The sequence below is a fragment of the Neobacillus oceani genome, from assembly GCF_046237595.1.
Lineage (GTDB): Bacteria > Bacillota > Bacilli > Bacillales > Cytobacillaceae > Bacillus_D > Bacillus_D oceani.
Map to the genome: position 1 here is coordinate 2,260,129 of NZ_CP143543.1, position 21,016 is coordinate 2,281,144.

22 protein-coding genes and 2 pseudogenes are annotated in these 21,016 nt (G+C 39.0%); 17 read left to right on the top strand and 7 right to left on the bottom strand.

What is annotated here, in order from left to right; genetic code table 11:
- Positions 1-189: 189 nt before the first annotated feature.
- The 4 genes from V1499_RS11235 (at position 190) to V1499_RS11250 (ending at position 3,565) form a co-directional block, all read left to right on the top strand.
- Positions 190-885: a response regulator transcription factor gene (locus V1499_RS11235; RefSeq protein WP_409276159.1), complete on the top strand. Its 696-nt coding sequence runs from the start codon at positions 190-192 to the stop codon at positions 883-885.
- Positions 886-888: 3 nt separating this feature from the next.
- On the top strand, positions 889-1,824 hold the full coding sequence (locus tag V1499_RS11240) for a sensor histidine kinase (RefSeq protein WP_409276160.1): 936 nt from the start codon (positions 889-891) through the stop codon (positions 1,822-1,824).
- A gap of 144 nt (positions 1,825-1,968) precedes the next feature.
- On the top strand, positions 1,969-2,892 hold the full coding sequence (locus V1499_RS11245; protein ID WP_409276161.1) for an ATP-binding cassette domain-containing protein: 924 nt from the start codon (positions 1,969-1,971) through the stop codon (positions 2,890-2,892).
- The gene (locus tag V1499_RS11250; RefSeq protein WP_409276162.1) at positions 2,885-3,565 is read left to right on the top strand and encodes an ABC transporter permease; all 681 of its coding nucleotides are present in this window, start codon (positions 2,885-2,887) and stop codon (positions 3,563-3,565) included. Before V1499_RS11245 ends, V1499_RS11250 begins: the two co-directional genes overlap by 8 nt.
- Before the next feature lie 190 nt (positions 3,566-3,755).
- Here V1499_RS11250 and V1499_RS11255 read toward each other — a convergent pair whose 3' ends face one another.
- Both V1499_RS11255 and V1499_RS11260 read right to left on the bottom strand, forming a co-directional pair.
- Positions 3,756-4,199 (bottom strand): DinB family protein, encoded by a 444-nt coding sequence (locus tag V1499_RS11255; RefSeq protein ID WP_409276279.1) that lies wholly within the window; start codon positions 4,197-4,199, stop codon positions 3,756-3,758.
- 101 nt (positions 4,200-4,300) lie between these two features.
- Positions 4,301-4,900, bottom strand: a complete 600-nt coding sequence (locus V1499_RS11260) for a CBS domain-containing protein (protein ID WP_409276163.1) — start codon at positions 4,898-4,900, stop codon at positions 4,301-4,303.
- Between the two features lie 638 nt (positions 4,901-5,538).
- On the opposite strand from V1499_RS11260, the gene V1499_RS11265 reads away from it, so the two are divergent.
- On the top strand, positions 5,539-9,657 hold the full coding sequence (locus V1499_RS11265) for a S8 family serine peptidase (protein WP_409276164.1): 4,119 nt from the start codon (positions 5,539-5,541) through the stop codon (positions 9,655-9,657).
- A 221-nt stretch (positions 9,658-9,878) separates the two neighbouring features.
- On the opposite strand, the gene V1499_RS11270 is transcribed toward V1499_RS11265, so the two are convergent.
- The 3 genes from V1499_RS11270 to V1499_RS11280 all read right to left on the bottom strand — a co-directional run bounded on the left by V1499_RS11270 (position 9,879) and on the right by V1499_RS11280 (position 11,686).
- Complete coding sequence (locus V1499_RS11270; protein WP_409276165.1) at positions 9,879-10,340, bottom strand: DUF2269 family protein; 462 nt, start codon at positions 10,338-10,340, stop codon at positions 9,879-9,881.
- Positions 10,341-10,355: 15 nt separating this feature from the next.
- Entirely contained in the window at positions 10,356-11,084 is a 729-nt protein-coding gene (locus V1499_RS11275; protein ID WP_409276166.1) for an NAD(P)-dependent oxidoreductase, read from the bottom strand.
- A 269-nt stretch (positions 11,085-11,353) separates the two neighbouring features.
- Positions 11,354-11,686: a winged helix-turn-helix transcriptional regulator gene (locus V1499_RS11280; protein WP_409276167.1), complete on the bottom strand. Its 333-nt coding sequence runs from the start codon at positions 11,684-11,686 to the stop codon at positions 11,354-11,356.
- A gap of 227 nt (positions 11,687-11,913) precedes the next feature.
- Between V1499_RS11280 and V1499_RS11285 the strand changes: the two genes are divergently transcribed.
- Both V1499_RS11285 and V1499_RS11290 read left to right on the top strand, forming a co-directional pair.
- Positions 11,914-12,288, top strand: coding sequence for a GntR family transcriptional regulator (locus V1499_RS11285; RefSeq protein WP_409276168.1), 375 nt, complete (start codon positions 11,914-11,916; stop codon positions 12,286-12,288).
- 16 nt (positions 12,289-12,304) lie between these two features.
- The gene (locus V1499_RS11290) at positions 12,305-13,408 is read left to right on the top strand and encodes a DUF1648 domain-containing protein (RefSeq protein ID WP_409276169.1); all 1,104 of its coding nucleotides are present in this window, start codon (positions 12,305-12,307) and stop codon (positions 13,406-13,408) included.
- Between the two features lie 181 nt (positions 13,409-13,589).
- On the opposite strand, the pseudogene V1499_RS11295 reads toward V1499_RS11290, so the two are convergent.
- Positions 13,590-13,748 (bottom strand): annotated as a pseudogene (locus V1499_RS11295) (recombinase family protein); the annotation flags it as partial.
- A gap of 302 nt (positions 13,749-14,050) precedes the next feature.
- On the opposite strand from V1499_RS11295, the gene V1499_RS11300 reads away from it, so the two are divergent.
- The 4 genes and pseudogenes from V1499_RS11300 (at position 14,051) to V1499_RS11315 (ending at position 16,378) form a co-directional block, all read left to right on the top strand.
- A complete protein-coding gene (locus V1499_RS11300; protein ID WP_409276170.1) occupies positions 14,051-14,674 on the top strand; it encodes a hydrolase in 624 nt (207 codons plus the stop codon).
- Positions 14,675-14,722: 48 nt separating this feature from the next.
- The gene (locus V1499_RS11305; RefSeq protein WP_409276171.1) at positions 14,723-15,055 is read left to right on the top strand and encodes a hypothetical protein; all 333 of its coding nucleotides are present in this window, start codon (positions 14,723-14,725) and stop codon (positions 15,053-15,055) included.
- Between the two features lie 76 nt (positions 15,056-15,131).
- Positions 15,132-15,242: pseudogene (locus V1499_RS11310) on the top strand (IS1595 family transposase); the annotation flags it as partial.
- Between the two features lie 119 nt (positions 15,243-15,361).
- Positions 15,362-16,378, top strand: a complete 1,017-nt coding sequence (locus tag V1499_RS11315) for a C45 family autoproteolytic acyltransferase/hydolase (protein WP_409276172.1) — start codon at positions 15,362-15,364, stop codon at positions 16,376-16,378.
- 293 nt (positions 16,379-16,671) lie between these two features.
- On the opposite strand, the gene V1499_RS11320 is transcribed toward V1499_RS11315, so the two are convergent.
- Positions 16,672-16,839 carry a hypothetical protein gene (locus V1499_RS11320; RefSeq protein WP_409276173.1) on the bottom strand — a complete coding sequence of 56 codons (168 nt, stop codon included), beginning with the start codon at positions 16,837-16,839 and terminating at the stop codon, positions 16,672-16,674.
- A 263-nt stretch (positions 16,840-17,102) separates the two neighbouring features.
- Between V1499_RS11320 and V1499_RS11325 the strand changes: the two genes are divergently transcribed.
- From V1499_RS11325 to V1499_RS11350, 6 genes are all read left to right on the top strand, one after another.
- Complete coding sequence (locus V1499_RS11325) at positions 17,103-17,540, top strand: hypothetical protein (protein ID WP_409276174.1); 438 nt, start codon at positions 17,103-17,105, stop codon at positions 17,538-17,540.
- Positions 17,541-17,701: 161 nt separating this feature from the next.
- Entirely contained in the window at positions 17,702-17,995 is a 294-nt protein-coding gene (locus V1499_RS11330; RefSeq protein WP_409276175.1) for a hypothetical protein, read from the top strand.
- A 218-nt stretch (positions 17,996-18,213) separates the two neighbouring features.
- Complete coding sequence (locus V1499_RS11335) at positions 18,214-18,624, top strand: hypothetical protein (protein ID WP_409276280.1); 411 nt, start codon at positions 18,214-18,216, stop codon at positions 18,622-18,624.
- Positions 18,625-18,811: 187 nt separating this feature from the next.
- A complete protein-coding gene (locus V1499_RS11340; protein WP_409276176.1) occupies positions 18,812-18,979 on the top strand; it encodes a hypothetical protein in 168 nt (55 codons plus the stop codon).
- Positions 18,980-19,696: 717 nt separating this feature from the next.
- Positions 19,697-20,398, top strand: coding sequence for a Type 1 glutamine amidotransferase-like domain-containing protein (locus V1499_RS11345; protein ID WP_409276177.1), 702 nt, complete (start codon positions 19,697-19,699; stop codon positions 20,396-20,398).
- 133 nt (positions 20,399-20,531) lie between these two features.
- On the top strand, positions 20,532-20,978 hold the full coding sequence (locus V1499_RS11350) for an HIT family protein (protein ID WP_409276178.1): 447 nt from the start codon (positions 20,532-20,534) through the stop codon (positions 20,976-20,978).
- Positions 20,979-21,016: the final 38 nt, after the last annotated feature.

The following is a 21,016-nucleotide window of genomic DNA, read 5'->3' on the forward strand; positions in this document are numbered from 1 at the left end:
AAATGAACAAGGTTTTTTCGTTCGGTCTGAATCCAATCCTGAAATAAGAATAGGTGCTTAATTTTCATGTTAGGACCATTTATATACATAAGAAGGAGTTTTTAACTAGGTATCGAAGTTAATTGAGATGACAAATGGAGTTTTCCTATACTTATTAGTGAGATTAGTTTAAAGAATGGAAGTGAAGATGTGCAAAGGAAAGTTCTGCTTGTAGAAGATGATAGAGATATTAGTAAATTGGTTAAAAGTTACTTGGAACAGGAAAATTTTACAATACTTACTGCATTTGATGGCGAGGAGGCATTGGCTCTTTTTAAGAAAAATGAGGTGGATTTAATCTTACTTGATCTAATGCTTCCAAAGCTAAGTGGGATGGATTTTCTAAAGCAGATTAGAACAACAAGTTTAGTTCCTGTCTTGATCATTTCAGCAAAAGGCAGTGATATAGATAAAGCGTTAGGTCTTGGTTTTGGTGCGGACGATTATATTAGCAAGCCTTTTTCTATGGTTGAACTAACCGCCAGGGTTCATGCTGCAATTCGAAGGGCTACACAATATCTTCCTTCAGAGAATGAATCTACTTCAACTATCCTCCATTATAATGAGCTTACTCTTGATTTAAAAACCTTTTTGGCACTGGTAAAGGGGGAGACCGTGCAGCTTACATCAAAGGAATTTCATATTTTAAAGCTATTTATGACAAACCAGAACAGGGTGTTTACAAAGGAGCAAATTTACCATTTAATTTGGGAAGATGACTATTATGGAAATGAAAATGTAATTAACGTACATATTAGGAGGCTTCGGGAAAAAATAGAAGTCGATCCGTCCAACCCGGAATACATTCGGACAATATGGGGAATAGGGTATAAATTAGGTGAATAAACTATGACCCTTTTATTAAGTATCATTATCATTTTTTTGCTTATCATTATTGCCGTGCAATCTTATGGTAGGAGAAAAATGAATACGAGCCTGAACGAAATACAAAAAAAACTATCAGATATTTTTGAACAGAAAACGACTGAAAAAGTGTTAATACAAACAGACCACCAAACCATTAAACAATTCCTCATTCAAATGAACCGTCTTTTAGATTACAATCAACAAGTTATTGCGGACTATGTAAAAACGAAAGAAAGCTTAAGAAAACTGCTGTCTAATATGTCTCACGATTTGAAAACCCCGTTAACTGTCATTTTAGGATATGTTGAAAAATTACATTTAGACAACAGTATGAGTGTGGAAGAACGGAGCCAGGCCATTTCCCGTCTTCATCAAAAAACGCTAAATGTCATCACACTGCTCAATCAATTTTTTGACCTTGTTAAGCTTGATTCTGGAGATTATTCGTTCCCTTTAAGCAAGATTTCGATTAATGAAGTTTGCAGGAAAAATGTGCTTGAGTTTTATGATTTGCTTCAATCGAAAAATCTTCGGGTAGAAGTGAACATTCCAGAACAACCTTATTTCGTTCTTGGAAACGAGGAGGCATTAAATCGGGTTTTAAGCAATCTCATATCAAATGCGATCCGTTATGGAAGTGATGGTGGAGTATTTGGTTTAACTGTTCGGGAGGATGGAGAGTTTATTGCGATTGATATTTGGGATAAGGGGAAAGGAATAGCTAAGGTGCACCAAGATCAGGTGTTTGAACGGTTATATACTTTGGATGATGCGAGAAGTCCAGAATTTCAAGGAAGTGGGATTGGATTAAGTATCACGAAAAACCTGATAGAAGTAATGAAAGGTTCCATTTACTTAAGCAGCACCCCTTATGAAAAAACAGTATTTACTTGTGTTTTCCATCGAATTACGTATTAATTACGATCCAAGAGAGGTGTTCAGGTAGAACGGCCTCTTTTTTGCTTTCAATAATAAACTTAAGAGATTTGTAAGGATTGAGAAAGAAAAAAGATATTCTTGATGCTTATGATGAAAATAGATAAAGGAAAGGAGAAATCGGCAATGAATAGTGTGGTGAAAACAACCGGGCTTACGAAAAAGCGAAAAGGAAAAGAACTGGTTACCAATGTTAATCTTCAGATTCATAAAGGGGAAATTTACGGTTTACTTGGTCAAAATGGCGCTGGTAAAACAACAATTATGAAAATGCTCACTGGAATATTGAAGCCAACAAGTGGAGAAATCGAATTATTTGGCCAGAAGCTTACCGAAAGCTCGAAGTTAATGTTAAAAAGAGTCGGAAGTATAATTGAATATCCCATCTTTTTTGAGCACTTAACTGCGATAGAAAATTTGAAGCTCCATTGCGAATATATAGGATATTATGATGAAAAAGGAATAAAACAAGCATTGGATATGGTTCATTTAAAAGGGATTGAGGAAAAATGTGTAGAGGAATTTTCCTTAGGAATGAAGCAGCGTCTTGGGATAGCGAGAGCGATTATTACCAAGCCTGAACTGATTATTTTAGATGAGCCTACGAATGGCCTCGATCCGATTGGAATAAAAGATACCAGGGATTTAATCTTAATGCTTAACAAGGAATACGGAATAACATTTATTCTATCTAGTCATATTTTAGGAGAAATGGAACAGGTTGTGGATAGAATTGGCGTCATTGATAATGGAAGGCTGGTAAATGAAGTAACATTAGAAGATATTCAAAAAGAACGCACGGATTACATCGAGATATTGACAACCGATGTCCAAAAAACACTTTATTTACTTGAGCAAGAACTTAATATCTCAAATATGAAAATTATTCAAGGAAATCGAATTCGCATATATGATTTGACTCATTCTCAAAGCGCGATTTCCAAGTTGTTAATTCTCCATAATGTTGGCATTGAGGAAATTCTAAAACATACGAGCTCCCTGGAAGACTATTTTTATGCTCAAATAAATGGAGGAGATAAAATTGATTAAATTAATCGGTTTAGAATTGAAAAAATTAAAACGTCTTTCTGTTATTAGTGAAGTAATCATTTACTGGCTTATTCTTATGTTTATGCCTTTGTTATTAATAAAAATCGCGATGCCCGTTTTGGGGCAAAGCTATGCTGCGGCCATTGAACATCTTAATTTGAATATACAAATGGGATTAGTCTTGTTTGGGGGATCCCTTATCAGTCAGGTTTTCATAGATGAATATAAAAATAAAACGATTTCACTTGCGTTTGGATACCCCATTAGCAGAAAAAAGCTGTTTATGGCAAAAGTGCTGTTTATCTCACTATTTGTCTTTCTTACTGCAATAATTTCCTTTATCTTAACAGGTTTGACAACCTATTTACTTGATCAGGTTTTTCCATTTATTAACGGACAGCCAACTAACTCGGATATGATTACCTTTTTTAGTAGTATGATTTCTGGTTCGCTATTAATTACATTGATTAGTTTTATACCACTCTTTCTCTTTGGGATTTTGAAAAGAGGAACAATATCCACCGTTATATGCTCAATACTAGTTATGAATTTACCGAAATTATCATATTTCAGTAATTTTGAACAGGAGTACATTCTTGCAGTCATGTGCATACTCGGAGGACTTAGTATCTACCTTTCCATTATTACTGCGGAGAGTGTAGGAGAGATTTAGTTTTGAATGCAAAGGGGGTATACACGTTAAGAAAAAGAATTGGGGGAGGGGAGGTAATCCATGCATGGGCTGCCAACGCTTATACCAATAGATAAATTCAATGATTTTGATATATTAAAAGCCTAATCCCTCCATGTTTTTATCTAGGAATTAGGCTTGTTATCTTTCGCCATTTATTGTGGAGAGATACTTAGCGGAAAAACGGAACTTCTTTTACACCTACCATACGTGCATACAAAAATAGTTGGCCTTTATGGTGTATTTCGTGATCGTACATCGCGACAAGATATCTTCTTTTCTGTCCCTTTAATTTCGGATGTGATGAACTATTTACAGCTTCTAAATCCGCATCTGTCAACGATTCATATGTATTCTTTGTTTTTTCGGTAAAGGCTTTTACCACTTTTCGTATTTCCTCGATTGTCTTACATTCAGGAATGTCTGGTGGAACAATTTCTTCGGACTTGACCAGCGAAACAAACACATCATTCCATCCAGCAACATGCAAGGCAAGTTCACCAAACGTCATTGCCTCTTCCCAAGGCTTGAAATCGATATGTTTGTCATCGATGAGCTCTAGCAAATTTTCCAATACATTTCGATGTTGCAGCCATTCATTCATCATTTGCTCCACTTGAGTCAAAACAATTCCTCCTTTTTATCTATAGTAATTGAAAATCCTACTGAGAAATAAATTCCAGTGGGGAAAGACATAACCCCACTGGAAAGATTTATTTATTCGATATTGGTTACGCGGACGCCAGTGCCGTGGAGTTCTTCGATGATTTGGTTGACGGTTTCTTTTGGCGTTTCTTTTGGAATGGATAGATGGATTTGCCGGACGGCGCGGTTGCTGCCGAGTGTGAACATCGAGAGGATGCTCGTATGTTTGCCGACGATGGCCGAAATGCGCTCGATCGCGTGGTTTTGATCGAACAGGCCGATTGTCAGCGAAATGCCGTCACTGTATGTATCCTCAAGGAGGTCCATGATTTGCGCATGTGTCAGGATGCCGTGGAATTTCCCGTCTTCGTTGACGATGGCGAGGTAAGGAAGCCTTTTGATGCTCTTAAAAATCGTCCGGAAGGAATCGCCGCCCTGTACATAGCCATCCTCTTCTTTAATAATCTTCAGGACACTATCATTTTTATCGCCTGAATATTCAAAAATATCAATTTTTTCGACATTGCCCAAAAATCGGTTTGTACCCGATTCCAGAACCGGCACCCTGCGGTATCCTGTTTCATCCAGGAAAGCAAGAGCCTCCGCAATGGAATGCTTTTCCGAAAGGTGGCTTACATCAGCCTTGTCGATTACGAACTGTTGAATTTTCATGCCATTCCTCCTCAATTCCCATGAATTTCTCTTTCTAGCTATATATATTCTTCAAAAAAAAGAAATTACCTCCTTTTTCCCCTATATGTAGATGGATAAATTTTGACTTTTTGCCCTCTAAAATAGCTTTTTAATATAAGCAAGTTGGAAACGTAAATCGACAAGGAGGGTGGAAACCTCGTCTTTTTTGTCAATCGAAATTTTTATCCTCTATTAAGAACAGACATACTTCGACTGCGGCAGTATCTATAATGAGGGGGAATAGGAATTTCCTCATATTACGTACTGTTAGTGTACAAGCCTTTGCTATGGGTTCAAATTTTCGATTGATCGTCGTGCGAAATAGGTATTTTGCAGGGCGAAACCTTTCGCAATAGGGGTTCCAGAGAGGTCATTTCTATTTTGTTAAACTACTGTGGAATTAATAGGAAAAAACCAAGGGAGTTAGACCTAGCAGAAAAACAAGTCATCTAGTACATATTGCACTTACATAATTTTACATGTTCATGGTACATTCGGATTATTCTGACAATTAAAATGTTGGAATACCGATGGACCAGAAGGGGGGTGGTTATTTTTTAAAAGCGAAGGGGTTTGGCCAGCAAAAAAAGAGAGATTATTAGAAGAGGAGAGTCCTAATGCGTAGAATGAAAAAGAGTTTTAGTTTATTGCTTATTTTTCTACTATCATTTTCCAGCTTTGCGTATGCGGCCCCGCAAAATGGCGCCGAGGAAGCAATCCCTGCATTGGCTGCAGTGCAGAATGGGGAAGAATCCGTCACTCCGACGGATGGAAATGAACCTGCTTTTTCCGATGATGAAAAAGTAAGGGTCGTTGTCGAGCTCAAGGAAGAATCAGCGATTGAGTATGCGACCAAAAAAGGAGTTAAGTTTTCCAATCTCTCAAAAGAAGAAAAGAAAGCGCTGAATGGCAAAGCTGCCAACGCTCAGGAAAAAGTGAAACAGAAGCTTGCCGATAAAAAGGTCAAGATGAATTATAAAAATACTTTTTCTACCGTAATGAACGGCTTTAGCGGCGAGGTTACATACGGTGAGATCAAGGAGATCGAAAGCCTGCCGGAAGTCAAAGAGGTTTACCTGGCCAATGAATATGAGCGGCCGGTTGTCGAACCTGATATGACGACAAGCCATGAGTTCATCCAGTCGTACAGCGCCTGGGCGGATGGCAAGTACAAGGGCGAAGGAATGGTCGTCGCGATCATTGACTCCGGAATCGATCCATCCCACCGCGATATGATTTTGACTAAAGGGGCCAAAGCCGACCTGACTCTTCCAAAAGTGAATTCGGCAATTGCCGAGCATGGGCTTCTAGGTAAGTTCCACTCGGACAAGGTTCCTTACGGCTACAACTATTTTGACAAGAACCAGGAAATCCGTGACCTGGTGCCAGGCGGTTCCAACCATGGCATGCACGTTGGGGGAACTGTCGCTGCGAACGGAAATCCTGACAATGGTGGCGTAAAAGGTGTCGCGCCTGAAGCACAGCTTCTTGCGATGAAGGTTTTCAGTAACGACCCGAACTATGCTTCGACTTTCTCCGATATTTATATCGTTGCGATTGATGAAGCGATCAAACTCGGTGCCGATGTCCTGAACATGAGCCTTGGCTCGGTTGCATCGTTCTATTCTGCTGATGATCCTGCCAACCTGGCGATCACCCGTGCGGTTGACAATGGTATTGTCAGCTCCGTATCAGCAGGGAACTCCCGCCATATCGGACGCGGCTACAAGACGCCATATGCGGAAAATCCGGATATCGGTGTAGTCGGAGCTCCTGGACTTTCCTACAACTCAATCCAGGTTGCGGCTTCCGGAAATAAGCAGACTTGGTATGACTATTCACTTTCTTTGTCTGGAAATGCACTAAACGGAGTTGCCCATTCCGGAGATGACTGGATGAAGAAACCTGGCAACAAGGAATATGATTTAGTATCCCTTGGCAACAAACCTGGAGCTGCTGCAGACTATGCGGGGCTTGATGTAAAAGGAAAAATTGTTGTCGCAATGCGCGGCGGCACGCCTGGTCCGTTCATCGATAAGGCTGCTGAGGCTGCAAGGCAGGGCGCTGCCGGAATCATCGTTATCGATACAGGTACAGGCGGTACGATTTTCAGAGACCTTGGCGGTTTTGATGTTCCGATCATGCTCGTGACGAAACCGACAGGAGACCAACTGAACCAGCTGTACAACGCTGGCAATACTAAGCTGACATTCTCACTTGCCAATGCACAGGTAGCTCCGCAAAATGGACGTCCAACTGAATTCTCGTCCTGGGGCACAACGCCAAGCCTTGACATCAAACCTGAGATCATGGCTCCTGGCGGTAATATTTACTCAACTCTTAATGACAACAAATATGGATTGATGAGCGGAACATCGATGGCAGCTCCACATGTTGCAGGCGGCTCCGCGCTTGTTATGGAGTACATTAAGAAGAGCCCGCTTTATAAAAACCTGCCGCTTGGGCAGCAGACTCGCCTTGCCAAAGTTCTTTTGATGAACACGGCGAAGCAAGCAATCGGCACGAATGACCAGCCTTATTCTCCACGCCTCCAGGGTGCGGGAATGATGCAGATCCACAATGCCACTTTGACTCCAGTTCGCGTTGTCAACCCGGCAACGAATGAAGCGAAAGTGGAGCTGAGGGATTTTACAAGCAAGGTTATTGATTTCAAGGTAAAAGCAATCAACGATTCGAAGAGTGCTGTAACTTATAATGTAAATGTCGATGTCCTGACTGACGCGATTCAGCGCACAGCAGCCGGCGACGTCAACTGGTCTGCTGCAGTGGCAGCCACAGGAGACCCGCATTTGAGAGGCGCCGAACCAATGCCTGGAGCAAACGTAACCGCACCGGCTACTGTAACAGTACCAGCGGGAGGAAGCGTTGAAATTCCAGTCTCGATTGATATTACAAATGCAAAAATTCCTGGCTATACTGCTACAGGAGCGAAGACAACCTTCGACCTGAAGGAAGATATTTTCGTTGAAGGCTTTGTTCGCCTGACGGATGTAAATGGCAAAAACGTCAACCTTGGCGTTCCGTATGTCGGTTTCTACGGCGAGTGGGACCGTCCAAGCATCCTTGATGGAATGCGCAATATTGACAGCAAATTCTACTTTACGGATGCAGCAGGTGGAACTCCTGTAGCGGGCATGATTGATAACCGGCAAACTTATATTGGTTGGGACCCGCTAACGGGATATGCGGATGCTATGAGCAAGTTCGCTCTATCTCCGAATGGCGACGGCCAGTTTGATACGATTGTGCCGATTATGAGTTTCCTGCGTAATGCTGTTGACATGCAGTTCAATATTCTGGATGAAAACGGCAATAAGATTCGGACACTCCGGAATGAGTCGTATGTCCGGAAGCATTATGGAAGCCTGGCTACTCGTTATTCTTTCTCCACAGCACGTGCTTGGGATGGAAAAATCAATGGTTCTTTAGCAGAAGATGGTAAGTATTTCTACGAAATCAAAGCACGTGTCGACATGCAGCACAGGGAAGCAAAGTGGCAAACAAAGAGGATTCCGTTTGTCCTCGATACGACAAAGCCAGTCGTTTTGGACGCTGTTTACAATGCGGCCAAAAAGCAACTTACTTGGGAAGCAACAGATGGTGATGGAATTGGGCTTTCCCATATCAATGTAATGGTCAACGGAAAGAGTGTGTTGCCAGCCAATACGCTGATCTTGCCAACTGCAAAATCTTACAGCTTGGCAAATGTTGAAGTACCTGCGGGGGCGAAGGTTGAAGTTGTAGCCCACGACTATGCCAACAACATCACTGTCCAGGAAGCAACAATTAACGAAAGTGGAGATACTGCACCACCAACGATTTACCTTACAGCTCCTGGAAATGCATCGATCCATACTTCTAGGACGATTGCAGTAAGCGGTTATGCCACAGACGATACGGCAGTCAAAGAAATCTTTGTGGATGGCAAGCCAGTTGATATTACAAAGGTAACAGTAAGTGGTGTCGATCAATATCGCTTCTCTACTAACGTAACGGTGGAGAATGATGGGGTCCATGAATTTGCAATCAAGGCCATTGATATGGCTGGCAATGAAATGCAAATCGTTAGGCGCCCGGTATTCGTCGATACGACTCCTGCTACATTAGAAGTAAATGCCCCGGCAACAGTTGACTTACCTGTTGATAAGGCAAACCTCGAGATTACGGTTAGAGATAATTTCGATTCGATTAGGATGTATGTAAATGACGACGAAGTGTTGTTCAACTCCGGTCCAAGTTCATGGGTAGCCGCGGTGCCATACGAAAAAACCATCAGCCACGAGGTTAGCCTGAAAGAAGGAGACAATACCTTCACAATCCGCGCGGTTGACCTGTCCGGAAGGGCGACAACAAAAACCGTAACAATTAAACGTGAGGCGAAAGCTGAAGAGCCGAAGCCAGATCCAAAACCAGAACCAGCACCTGTACCTGAAATCCTGTCTGTAAGCGTCTCTCCGAACACGGATGTCAGCCACAAGACTCCGGTTTCCATTTCTGGTGAGGCGAGCGAGTCCATTACATGGACAGTTAAAATCGTAAAGCCTGACGGATCCGCGATCAACCTTAAGGAACAAACAAGAAAAACGTACAAAGAAACGTACACTCCTGCCGCTAACGCTGCAAAAGGAACGTACAAAGTCATCTTCAGCGGCGCCAATGACAAAGGCGTTAAAGTCGCCGAAAAGCAGGCTACGTTCACAATCGGGAAAAAATAAGAGTTTTTAAAATGAAAGATGCCTGGCTCCCGCATTGCTGCGGGGCCAGGCATCTTTTTTTATTGTCGAGGTACGGATTCAGTGGTTTACTTTGGGTTGTATCCTCAAGCAATGGAGGGGTTATAATTAAGCAATAACCATGTTGTATCAAAGCCATAACTCCTGCCACTATTTCCTTTTTGATACTACCTACGAGCCGATCGGTGGGCTTTATGGCTTCTTTAGAATGGTTTAAGGACCATAAGCACAATTATGGCAATCATCAGCAGTTGTGACGCCAACTCAATTGGAACGATTTTCTTCATCAATTGAGCGAGCTCAGCGGGTACTTCATCCCCTTTCGTTTGACTTAAAGATACAATCTTCATGATCTTTTTAATGCGCGGCCCGATGAGTCCGTCAATTATGACGACCATTAGCAGCGATAAAAGGATCGATATATTTAGCCACATTTCGGACCAGCCCATGTTGGTTATAATCATAAGCCAAATCCCGGTAATAACAAGCATGACACCGCCTATTTTTGGAAAAAAGGCAAGCTTGTTCGTTACATCTAAAGCAAAGCGAAACTGGTCGGCGGTTTTAGCGGACCTTCGTATGACGGGTACCACGAAAGCGGGACCAACTACTGCGATAGCTGCCAAAGTATGCAAAACGAGGAGCCATCCAAACAAACTGATCATCTCCTTTCTTGCTCTTTAGCGAACTGGAGATTCGCTTTGATAGGCGAGACCGACTCTTTTTCTATTAAAAGGTCCTTCGAGCTCGATATGGTTTAACATGCAATTCACGACATCATCATACGTAACTTCCAGTTCTTTTAGTCGACTGAACAAGTAACCGGCTATATCGGCCTCAGAAAATTCCTTAATAGTCTTTAAAATTGATATGGGCAAGGTTTCTGTTGTTATATGCAGATGAACCGGCCCTGGAGGCTCTATCGAGTCAACCATAGTTCCCGGACACATAATTGACCAATCGAGCTCAGACTGCAGCAATCGTTCAAAATTCCGGTTGTGATTTTTATATTCGGGCGGAAAGCCGGGCAGATTGTTGCCAATGAGATCCGTATAAGGAATATCCAGCAGGCCAGCACCTCCCATTACCCATACCCTCCCAGAAAAATTTGGTTGTTTTTCACATTGGCTAATAATGTTATCAACGAGACGAACGAACTCATCTCCTTGGCCGGCATGGCCGGCAGCTATAATTGCAGCGTCTTGATACGAGAGCGCGTCACGGACGCTTACTGGGTTCATTATATCGTCTACGATCAACTTCACATGTTTTGTGGTACGTTCGCCTTGTTGTTCATAATACTTCTCAGGGTTCCGTACGAATGCGGTCATTTCATGTCCCATTTTGACCCCTTGCTCCAGTGCTCTTCTTCCTGTATTTCCCGTTGCTCCGAAAACAATAATTTTCATTATTTTCCTCCTTTTAATAAAGACTCCCGAAATGTCATCTTTAGACTGACTCAAGCTTAGCATCGTTACTGAATCTTGATAAGAACCCACTTTAATGTAGGGTACTTACTTAAAAGTAATCCTTAGTAGATTGGGATATTCATTTTTGACGATAGCGAAAAATCGTTAAGGAATGCTGACCGCTAAAAAGCAAAAGCTGCCAGCTAAAATCCGCTGGCAGCTTACATTATTAGTGCTTCAATTAAGTGTACAATTTATTGGAATCAGCTTTATGAAGCTGGTTCTTTATATTTCCGATTATTGTGTTTTTCTCCCCAAGCACACATGGATTCTGCTACAGGAATCAATGTTTTGCCATATTCAGTAAGCGAATATTCCACTTTTGGAGGGACGGTAGGGTAGACCGTTCTAGCGATTATGCCCTCTTGTTCCAGATCCCTTAGATGTTGTGAAAGCATTTTTTGAGAAACATCAGGTATAAGCTTTTCGAGATCGCTAAAACGCTTTTTGGATTGTATCAATTGCCATAAAATCATCGGTTTCCATTTACCACCTAGAACATGAATGATTGTCTCCAATGGACATTCCAGCTTATGAATCATCGATAAGTCACCCCTTTAACTTGAAGTATACACTTAACAAGATTTTACAGGAAGTTCTAAAATCCGGTCAACCAAATAAAAGGTATCCTAAACAGACAAAGAAAAAATTCTCTCTTAAAGTGACAACAATTGAAATTTGCAAAAAATAGAAAAAACAAGTTGTGTTATTGTTATAACTGTTATAGTATATATATAACAGATGACACACGGAAAGGAGTGTGAAAAATGTGTATATCGCACTTGATCTCGAGTCGGAAGAACCGATTTATACGCAATTAAGGAATCAAATCATTGCCGGGATTGCAAGGGGAGAGCTTAAACCAGGCGAAGCACTGCCATCGGTCCGGTCGTTGGCTGCGGATATTGGCATAAATTTTCATACAGTCAATAAAGCTTACCAGCTCCTGAAGCAGGAAGGGTTCATCCTTATTCATAGGCAAAAAGGAGTGGTTGTCAATCCCGATGGGACACCGCTCGCGGATGAAGTTTACCTTGCGCAGCTAAAAACAAGGCTTCAACCGTTAATCGCGGAATCAGTGTGCCGGAACGTTTCGGCGGAAGAGTTTTTACGGATGTGCCAACAACTCTATAATGAATTTTAGGGAAGGGGATTTTTTCATGAACACTTCGATTATGCTTCTAATGGTCATTCTATTGATACCAGTTTATGTTTCAATGATTTTTATCCCATATTGGACGAGGAAAACAGAAAGCTTCGGAGTCTCCATTCCAGAGGAAGCCTACCACCTTCCTGATATTAAAGAAATGCGGAAAAAGTATGCATTGTCAACGGGGTTGGCTGCACTCCTAACTGCAGTTATTTTTATACTTACATCAAACGGCCGGAATGAAGAGGCCATTAGCATCCTGTATGCGGTTCTGCTGGTAATTTTTATAACCGCCAGCTTTGGGGTGTACCTGGTTTTTCATAAAAAAATGAAACAGCTTAAAGAGCAGTATAATGAATGGGGCCAAACAGTTCAGTTGGTCATGATCGATACTGGATTTCGTCAGAAAAAGCTGGCCTACTCCAATTTATGGTTTATTATTCCTTTTTTGATTTCAGTTGTCTCCATCGTCATTACTCTAGTCAACTATCAGCATATTCCGGAAAGGTTTCCGATGAAGTATGACTTGAGCGGCGAGGTGACGAATTGGGGAGTGAAATCCTACCGCTCCGTATTGGTCCTACCCATCATGCAAATATATTTGACTCTTTTATTTCTATTCATTAATACTGTGATCAGCAAAGCCAAACAGCAGGTTTCTGCCGCCAATCCCGAGGAATCCATACGGAAAAATATAATTTTCAGAAGAAGATGGTCCCTTTATACGATTTTTGTAGGTACAGGGCTCGTTAGTGTATTCCTTTTTCCACAAATGTCGATTATCTATCCGGTCGATCCAAAGATCCATAATATCGTGCCGCTGGTTTTCGCTGCTGTGGTTTTGATTGGAACACTCGTCCTTTCGATTTTTACCGGCCAGGGCGGAAGCAGGGTGAAAGTGGAGGCCTCTAGTTTAAACGGTAAAGTAGTTAGCCGGGACGACGATCGATACTGGAAGCTAGGAATGTTTTATTTTAACCCGAATGACCCGGCGATTTTTTTGGAAAAGAGGTTTGGTATCGGCTGGACAAATAACTGGGCCCATCCAATCTCGTGGATCATATTTCTGGCGATTATCGGTATTGCTGTAGGAATTCCACTTTTGCTAAGTTAAGAGAATCGCTGATGGCTTTCTTTTAAAAAGGAGAGTAATGGTCTTCTTTTTATAGGAAGGCCATTTTTTACGAGAAAAAATAAAACAAAGCCGATTTATCCATCGGATGGAGCAATCGGCTTTTAAAATGGCACTGTTAGCTTTCAAGGTATTGATATAAGGTGGATTTGCGTATCCCTGTTTATTCCTTAATTTCCGCAAGACTGTATTTTTTACTTTGATACATTTGAATAGCCCGCTTAACATTTTCATCGGGTTTTCTTGGCCTTCCAGTAGGAATCCCTTTTTGTTTTGCTTCGTTTAATCCTTTTTTTGTGTTTTCGCTTATTACATCACTTTGAGGAATATTCGATTAGGGCTGGGGGAAAGGACACGATAAAAATTGCTTCCTCTGTCCCTAACTGCAGCGTAATAAGTGTACGGCTCTTATTGTAGAATAAATAATATATAGTGAAAGCAATAGAAGGTTCTGATATTAAGGTTGTGTGACCAAAAAATCAGGACCTTTTTTATTTTTCGAAAAAAACATTTTGGAACCGTTTTTTTAAAAGTAAGAAGGAAATCCTGTCGAAATATGGAATATAACAAGAGTGGTGAAAAAATACAAAAGTAGTAAAGAACCAAGTGATAAGGCGGGAGAAGATGGGATCAAGAATCATGCATTCGATAATCGGCTATAAAATTGCCGAGAGTTTATCAATAGACGATAAAACTTCATTTTTGCTGGGGAGCATTGCTGCGGATGCTGTTTTTTCCTTAGAAGAGAAAAATGCATCGCATTTCTTTGTGGGCGATGCAAAGGATTTTACGAGAAGGGTTGATTATAGCGGGTTTTTCCAAAAATATAGGTCGTTTGTAGAAAGCAAGAATGAATACATATTGGGCTTTTATACGCATTTAATCGCCGACGACATATGGTTAAGAGGTTTTTATCTTCCATGGTTAAGGAATCGAATGGAGACTGATGAAGGATATTATAAGTTCTATCACAACGATTTCCGGATGTTGAATGGCAAACTGCTGGAACACTATGGTTGTAAGGATGAGCTGAAAAGAACGTTCAATCATTTTCCGGCAATTGTCGACCTGGAAGAGGTAAAAGCTCAGGACGTAGAAAAATTTGTACCTTATGTATTGGGCGATATGGAATATGGCCGCGACGTACTGAATGAGAAACTGAATGTTTTTACTTTCGACCAGATTGTTGGTTATATTGAGACATCCGTTGAGCTGGGAGTTTTGAAAATTAAGCATCTACTAACTTAACTTTTTTAAAAAACCTCATAGATTAAAGGATAAAGAAGGGGAACGAATGTGAAAAAGAAGATAAAATATCTTATTATATCTGTTTTGTTGCTTTCTATATTAATCCCTGGTTATCTTTATTTACACTATAAAAAGCTCCCGTTATATCAGATTGAATATAATGCTGGGGAGGATACCACATACGCTTTACATTACGCTTATTTCAAAGATCACACATATCAATCAGTAAACCCATTCCTATATGAGGATGATTATCCTCTAGGTAAAAAGATTGGTAGGACTGAGAACGGGAGTGAAACCGTTTTTGCAGTGAAAGGACATAAAGATTTAATAGCTGTAAAAGGATTTATGATTCCTCCCACTTATTTTAAAGAGAAATGAAGGACCTTGATTAGGATCCATATATTTATGGTCGTTTTTTTAGAATAGCTCTGTTAAACAAATCTGATGCGATAAGGAACAAATCAAAAGGCTTTACAATATCCAAATTGTCAATAACCATCACAGCCGCTTAAAGGGCTGGATGAACCGTTTCAATGGCGTGGCTACCAGGTACCTCGACCATTATTAACTTACAGTTGTTATTCAGAATGAGTCAGGAGTCCTAACGTGGGAGGTTGAACATTGAGAGTAGTTACATAAAGCAATTGTTTAAAGTGAAGAGTGGATAAAATTGGGGGTAAAGGTATGTCGACTTTTTCGGTAAGTGTGATTCAATTAAGAGATCGCTCTTTTGATATTGGGTTAAAGATGGGGCAGTATATGAAAAATAAACCAATCTTAAAAACCTTAGAGTTGATTACGAAATCAGAAATTGACTATAAAAATATGAAAGCCATTTTTTTAAACTTTGCACCTCATTTACTTGATGAGCTTGATGGATTATCTCAAGGACTGGAAATTTCGCCTAGCAGGGCAGCTTCCTTGTTTAGTGGCTATGATATGCCAAAGACGGAAGCTATGGGTTGCTCTGCATTAATTACTAAAGATTATTACGTCAGAAATTACGATTTTTCACCTGCTCTATATGATGGTGTTTTTAGTCTAGTTCAACCTGAAACAGCTTTTGCTTCAGCAGGATATAACCTTCAAATCTTAGGAAGGCACGATGGTGTTAATCAAGAAGGGATAGTAGTAGGTCTCCACTTTGTAAGTAATAATGGTTATACAAAAGGGATTTCTCCTTGGACATCAATTAGGATGATTTTGGATACGTGTTCTTCAATTGATGATGCAATTTATATGCTGAAGGAATTACCTCATTCCGCTTGTTATAATTTCTCGCTCGGAGATAAACAGGGAAATATTGCTGAGGTAGAAGCTACCCCAGAAAAGGTTATTGTCAGGAATGGCCAATCATTTATGACTTGTGTTAATCACTTTCAGGATGATTCCCTTAAACATAAAAATAGAATATCAATTGAAGGTTCAATCGAGAGAAATCATTACCTACTAGGTCTCAAGGATAAAAATTATACACATCGGCAAATGTTCGAAGAGTTTAAAAGCATAAAATCTCCAGTGTTTTTTACGGACTATGGAAATATGTTTGGAACTCTCCATACATTTTCGTACTCACATAAAGATTCAAGAATTCTTACTACTATTGCTAAAAGTAATCAAGTCTTAGACATTAACTTTCAAGATTGGGTAGATGGGGAAGAAATAAACGATCGAGTTTTACAAGGTGTTATAGAAGTATGATAAAGCATTAATTCTTCGGGTAACGAGGGGAATATCAAAAAAGATCCGCCTTTTTGGAATTCCTTATTACTCAAACGGGTGCATTGATCCAGGAAGGATTAGGCACCTTTTTTGTTAAAATCCTTATTGAACGGGGCAGGTCAATAAAGACTTACACACAACTTGGAGCTTTAAAAATCATATTACCACATACAGATGAAGGAACTTCAGTAGGTTGCGATCAAAGGGCGGAGTTTTTCGTTTCTTATGAACGAACGGGGGAATTAAATTAAATAAGAAAAAGATATTCACTTTTATAACCCTGAAGCGTTGCATTGAGAAATAACCATAATTATTATAAAAATAACCAAAATAGCCTCAAGTGTAGCATTTTTACTTCCAATGTACTTGTCATTTCGTATGACTTTTCGATACAATGCTTGGATTTTTAATTTTTTATGTTTTTTATCATCTTGATTCATTCCACTATCCCCCTTATTAAGTCACACCCTACACATTTAAATTACCATAAAATGGTCAATCTGAGACGTTGATTTTTTTGAACAAGTTTGGGAGAAGGGAACAATTTTGCAACGGGTGCTTTAATCGAAGCAGGATTAAGGCACCTTTTTTTCAAATCCATATTGAACAAACGGGGCAGAATACTTCAATAAGAAGTCACAAAGGAGTTAGATATTTATCGTAAAATATAATTAGAAATACAAATATTTAGGGGGCGGTTAAATTGAAAAAAATACTCACCATATTATTCATAATTATAGTCTTCGCGGCTTGTTCAAGTGAAGAAAACCACTATGATTATATATTTAATGGTGAAGGTGAATATTGGAAAGCTGAATATTCTGTTAGTGGAACAGAAATATGGGGAGAAAAAGGTGGGAAAACCACCTACTCTAATGAAAATGACGAGGAATTTGTATTAACATACAAAGGGTCTTTAAAAGAGATTTCTTCAATGAAAACTCTTGAATACTCTTATGAAACAACTGCTGGAGGTGGAAGTGGTACAAGGGAATTTAATGAACCACCCACAGAAATTACATTTAAGATTATGGGAAGTTCGGGAAACGGAGCAAAAGTAAATGAAGATGAAGTGGTACAAGTAAATGTTAAATGGGATGATTTTGAAGAGTCATTTGAATTGCACAATAAAAGTAAGTGATTTTGTTGGGCTAACGGGTGCGTTGATCCAGGAAGGTTCAACCGCCTTTTTTGTTGAATTTATTATTTAGCAAACGGGAGTTGAAGAAGGTTATTTCAAAATTATGAATAAATTGTTATAGTAAGTGTAAAATTACACATTTAAAATTAGGGGGGGAGTACTTGTCTTCTGAATTAGAGGGTCTATTATACTTTGGAGTAATGGGAACAGTGTTCTTAATAAGCCTAACATTTGCGATTATTACAATTAAAAAATCAGGTAACCTCATAGAAACAATGGCAAAATTCATCGGTTTAAGTTTTTTATTACATGCTTTAGCTTGTATATGGTGGTTTTTCCAAGCAAGTGATGGGTTTAGTCAAGTGTTTGGTGGATTATACTATGGAATTGCTTTTGTTCTAGGTGGTTTATTAAACACAGTGGTAGTAATCTACTTGAAGAAGAAAATCAGCTAAAAATAAAATGTTATTTAATCTAACTGGTGCTTTGATCCAAGAAGGATTAAGGTACTTTTTTGTTGAAATAGTTGAACATTAAATTGGCTTATTTTTGTCTTATTTGAACAAGCGAAACAGACTGGTTTGGAGATGAGGATTGGTTGTTGTAAATAATATTAAATGAAGATGCTAAATCTAACTGTAAAAAAATTATTGGAGTGAGCATCTTGAAGAAAATGATTGTTCTCTTTACAATTTTATTAATTTTCGCCACAGATACCTTGGTTTATGCTAAACCCCCAGAGCCAAAGGAAATTAAACCGTATGCAGAAGACTGGTATGTTACACCGGAAGATATAATCCGAGATATTATATTTCCAGCTATTGATAAAAGGGTAATAAAAGAATATGGAGGAAAAGAAGCTTCTGGTTTTGGCTGGCAGCAACAGAGAATTGTTAATATTGTTTATAACAACAATCATTCTTATGATATTTCCTTAAGAATTCATGTTCCTGATAGTAACAATAAACCATTTGAATATTCAGAAGACCTGGTTAAAGTAAGAGTTTCTCCTTCTTGTGATAGTCCTAAAATAGGATGTAGCCACGGCTTTAAAATAGAAGTATTAGATTACCAACATAAGTAACAGGAATTGGTGTTACCTTTAATTCATAGCACATTATTTCAATGACCATGTTTAACCAACGGGTGCGTAGATCCATAAAGGATTTCCGCACTTTTTTGTTGAATTCCTTATAGAACATACGGGGTAGTTTAGTTTAAGTTTAAAATAAAGTTAAAATATGGGATAATTGCAAAAAAGGGGGATTGGAATGAGTTTTAAAAAGGCGTTTAATATAGGTTACGTAATATTTTTAATAATATTAGTAGCCCTTTATTTCCTTGTTCCCGCAGAAAATATGTGGATAGCAGTTGTTATATTAAGTTTTCTATTCGGTTTGTATCAATTAGTGGTTGGTTATAAATTAAAAGAAAAATAGTGATAAAATAGACCCTGCTAAAAACAGTGGGGACTATTTGTTTAACAGAGAATCCAATTTGGGTATCTCTGATACGTTACTTGAACAACAAAAATTGTTTGCTATCCAATATGAAGCAAAATTTGTGAAGTAATGTACTCAAACTAACGGCGATGAGCCAGGAAGGATTGCCGTCCTTTTTTGTTGAATTCCTTATTGAACAAATGGGGATTAGTTAAATAAGGAGGCATTCTTAAAGAGGGGTTTACAACTAAGAGGGAGTGGAAGTTGGTGGATAGGAAAAAGGACCATTACTTGTATATTGTCTTAGGACATATAGGTACTTTATTAATTGTTATTGCTGTTTTAAGGTACATTTTAATCATGGATGATGTCATAGGACGTGGATTCACAATGTTTGGGCTTATTTTTATCCAAAGTAGTTTAAATTTTATGGTATCTAAATTTCTTACAGGAAAAGAAAGACGAATTGTTAATTGGTCATTTCTTAGTGTGATGGCAATAATTTTTATAATTGGTTTCACTTACGTATAGAAATCATCTTAATTGAATCATTTTTCAACAAACGGGTGCGTTGATCCAGAAGGGAACAACGCTGTTTTTGTGGAATTACCTTATTGAACAAACGGTGCAGTTGAATAAGGGTTCTCAAAAATCGGAAGAAAAGCAACAACCGTTTGTAGTATTCATGTTTAACAAACTGAAAGGAACGAAGAAATGAGACAAATTATTGCAATGGGTGGCGGCGGGTTTTCTATGGAGCCAGAAAATCTTCTACTTGATAAATATATATTAAACCAAGCCAAGAAAGACTTACCAAAAGTATGTTTTGCTCCAACTGCTAGTGGAGACCAAACAAATTATATTGAAAGGTTTTATAAGGCATTTAAGACTCTCCCTTGCCAACCATCTCATTTATCATTATTTGAGCCAGAATATCCTGATATAGAAAGCTATATTCTTGAGCAAGATGTAATCTATGTAGGTGGTGGCAATACCAGGAATATGCTTGTTTTATGGAAAGAATGGGGTTTAGATCACTATTTGAAAAAGGCTTATAAAAATGGGGTTATACTTGCAGGCTTAAGTGCTGGTTCGATTTGCTGGTTCGAAGAAGGATTAACTGACCCATTGAATGCTCCTTTGTATAAGTTGGATGGTTTAGGGTTCTTAAAGGGAAGTAATTGTCCCCATTATGACGGGGAGAATAAAAGAAAGCCTTCATATCACAAATTAATCTTAGAAGGGAAAATAAAAGAAGGTTATGCAGTTGATGACGGTGTGGCTCTTCACTTTATAAATGAAACATTGTCTTCTTCTGTTAGTTCCAGACCAAAAGCTAAGGCATACTTTGTTAAATGTATTGATAGCGAAATTATTGAAAACGAGGTTAATACAATTTACTTAGGCAATTTATAAGGTTCACTTGTTGAACTAGTGTACGTTGATCCAGACTAACCGCCTTAATTCCTTATTAAACAAACGGGGTAGTATTGTTAAAGACGATAGATTTTGAGGCTACTATAAAAGTTTGGGGGAGGAATAAAATTTCATGACATATGCAGAAAACTGTCCATTTTGTAACCCAATGAAAGATAACGAACAAAATATTATTTTTGAAAATGAGACCTGCTATTTTTTACAACACAATAAAGAACAAGATGTGTTAGAAGGGTGTGGAGTAATAGTTCCAAAAAAACATCACGCAAATGCCTTTAAATTAACTAAAAAAGAATGGAACGATACATATGAACTTTTACAAAATGTAAAAGAGTATTTAGATAAAGAGTTTTCTCCTGATGGTTATACTCTTGGATGGAATGTTGGCGAAGTTTCTAATCAGTCTATTTTTCATAGTCATTTACACGTTATTCCAAGATATAACGACGAACCGTTAGCTGGCAAAGGAGTTCGTTATTGGTTAAAGCAATCTGAAAATAAGAGGGAAAAACTAAAGCTAAAAAATAGTCTTATTCTAACGGGGAGTTTAGTGGAATAAGGAAAAACCGATTTTTATATTGAAGTATTACCAGTAAG

Bases quoted from the DNA above. Each gene is read 5' to 3' on its own strand.
- V1499_RS11290 (WP_409276169.1), top strand. From the start codon at position 12,305: ATGAACACTTCGATTATGCTTCTAATGGTCATTCTATTGATACCAGTT.
- V1499_RS11350 (WP_409276178.1), top strand. From the start codon at position 20,532: ATGACATATGCAGAAAACTGTCCATTTTGTAACCCAATGAAAGATAAC.
- V1499_RS11280 (WP_409276167.1), bottom strand. From the start codon at position 11,686: ATGATTCATAAGCTGGAATGTCCATTGGAGACAATCATTCATGTTCTA.
- V1499_RS11270 (WP_409276165.1), bottom strand. From the start codon at position 10,340: ATGATCAGTTTGTTTGGATGGCTCCTCGTTTTGCATACTTTGGCAGCT.
- V1499_RS11315 (WP_409276172.1), top strand. From the start codon at position 15,362: ATGTCGACTTTTTCGGTAAGTGTGATTCAATTAAGAGATCGCTCTTTT.
- V1499_RS11245 (WP_409276161.1), top strand. From the start codon at position 1,969: ATGAATAGTGTGGTGAAAACAACCGGGCTTACGAAAAAGCGAAAAGGA.
- V1499_RS11345 (WP_409276177.1), top strand. From the start codon at position 19,697: ATGAGACAAATTATTGCAATGGGTGGCGGCGGGTTTTCTATGGAGCCA.
- V1499_RS11240 (WP_409276160.1), top strand. From the start codon at position 889: ATGACCCTTTTATTAAGTATCATTATCATTTTTTTGCTTATCATTATT.
- V1499_RS11275 (WP_409276166.1), bottom strand. From the start codon at position 11,084: ATGAAAATTATTGTTTTCGGAGCAACGGGAAATACAGGAAGAAGAGCA.
- V1499_RS11300 (WP_409276170.1), top strand. From the start codon at position 14,051: ATGGGATCAAGAATCATGCATTCGATAATCGGCTATAAAATTGCCGAG.
- V1499_RS11335 (WP_409276280.1), top strand. From the start codon at position 18,214: ATGATTGTTCTCTTTACAATTTTATTAATTTTCGCCACAGATACCTTG.
- V1499_RS11340 (WP_409276176.1), top strand. From the start codon at position 18,812: ATGAGTTTTAAAAAGGCGTTTAATATAGGTTACGTAATATTTTTAATA.
- V1499_RS11265 (WP_409276164.1), top strand. From the start codon at position 5,539: ATGCGTAGAATGAAAAAGAGTTTTAGTTTATTGCTTATTTTTCTACTA.
- V1499_RS11320 (WP_409276173.1), bottom strand. From the start codon at position 16,839: ATGAATCAAGATGATAAAAAACATAAAAAATTAAAAATCCAAGCATTG.
- V1499_RS11260 (WP_409276163.1), bottom strand. From the start codon at position 4,900: ATGAAAATTCAACAGTTCGTAATCGACAAGGCTGATGTAAGCCACCTT.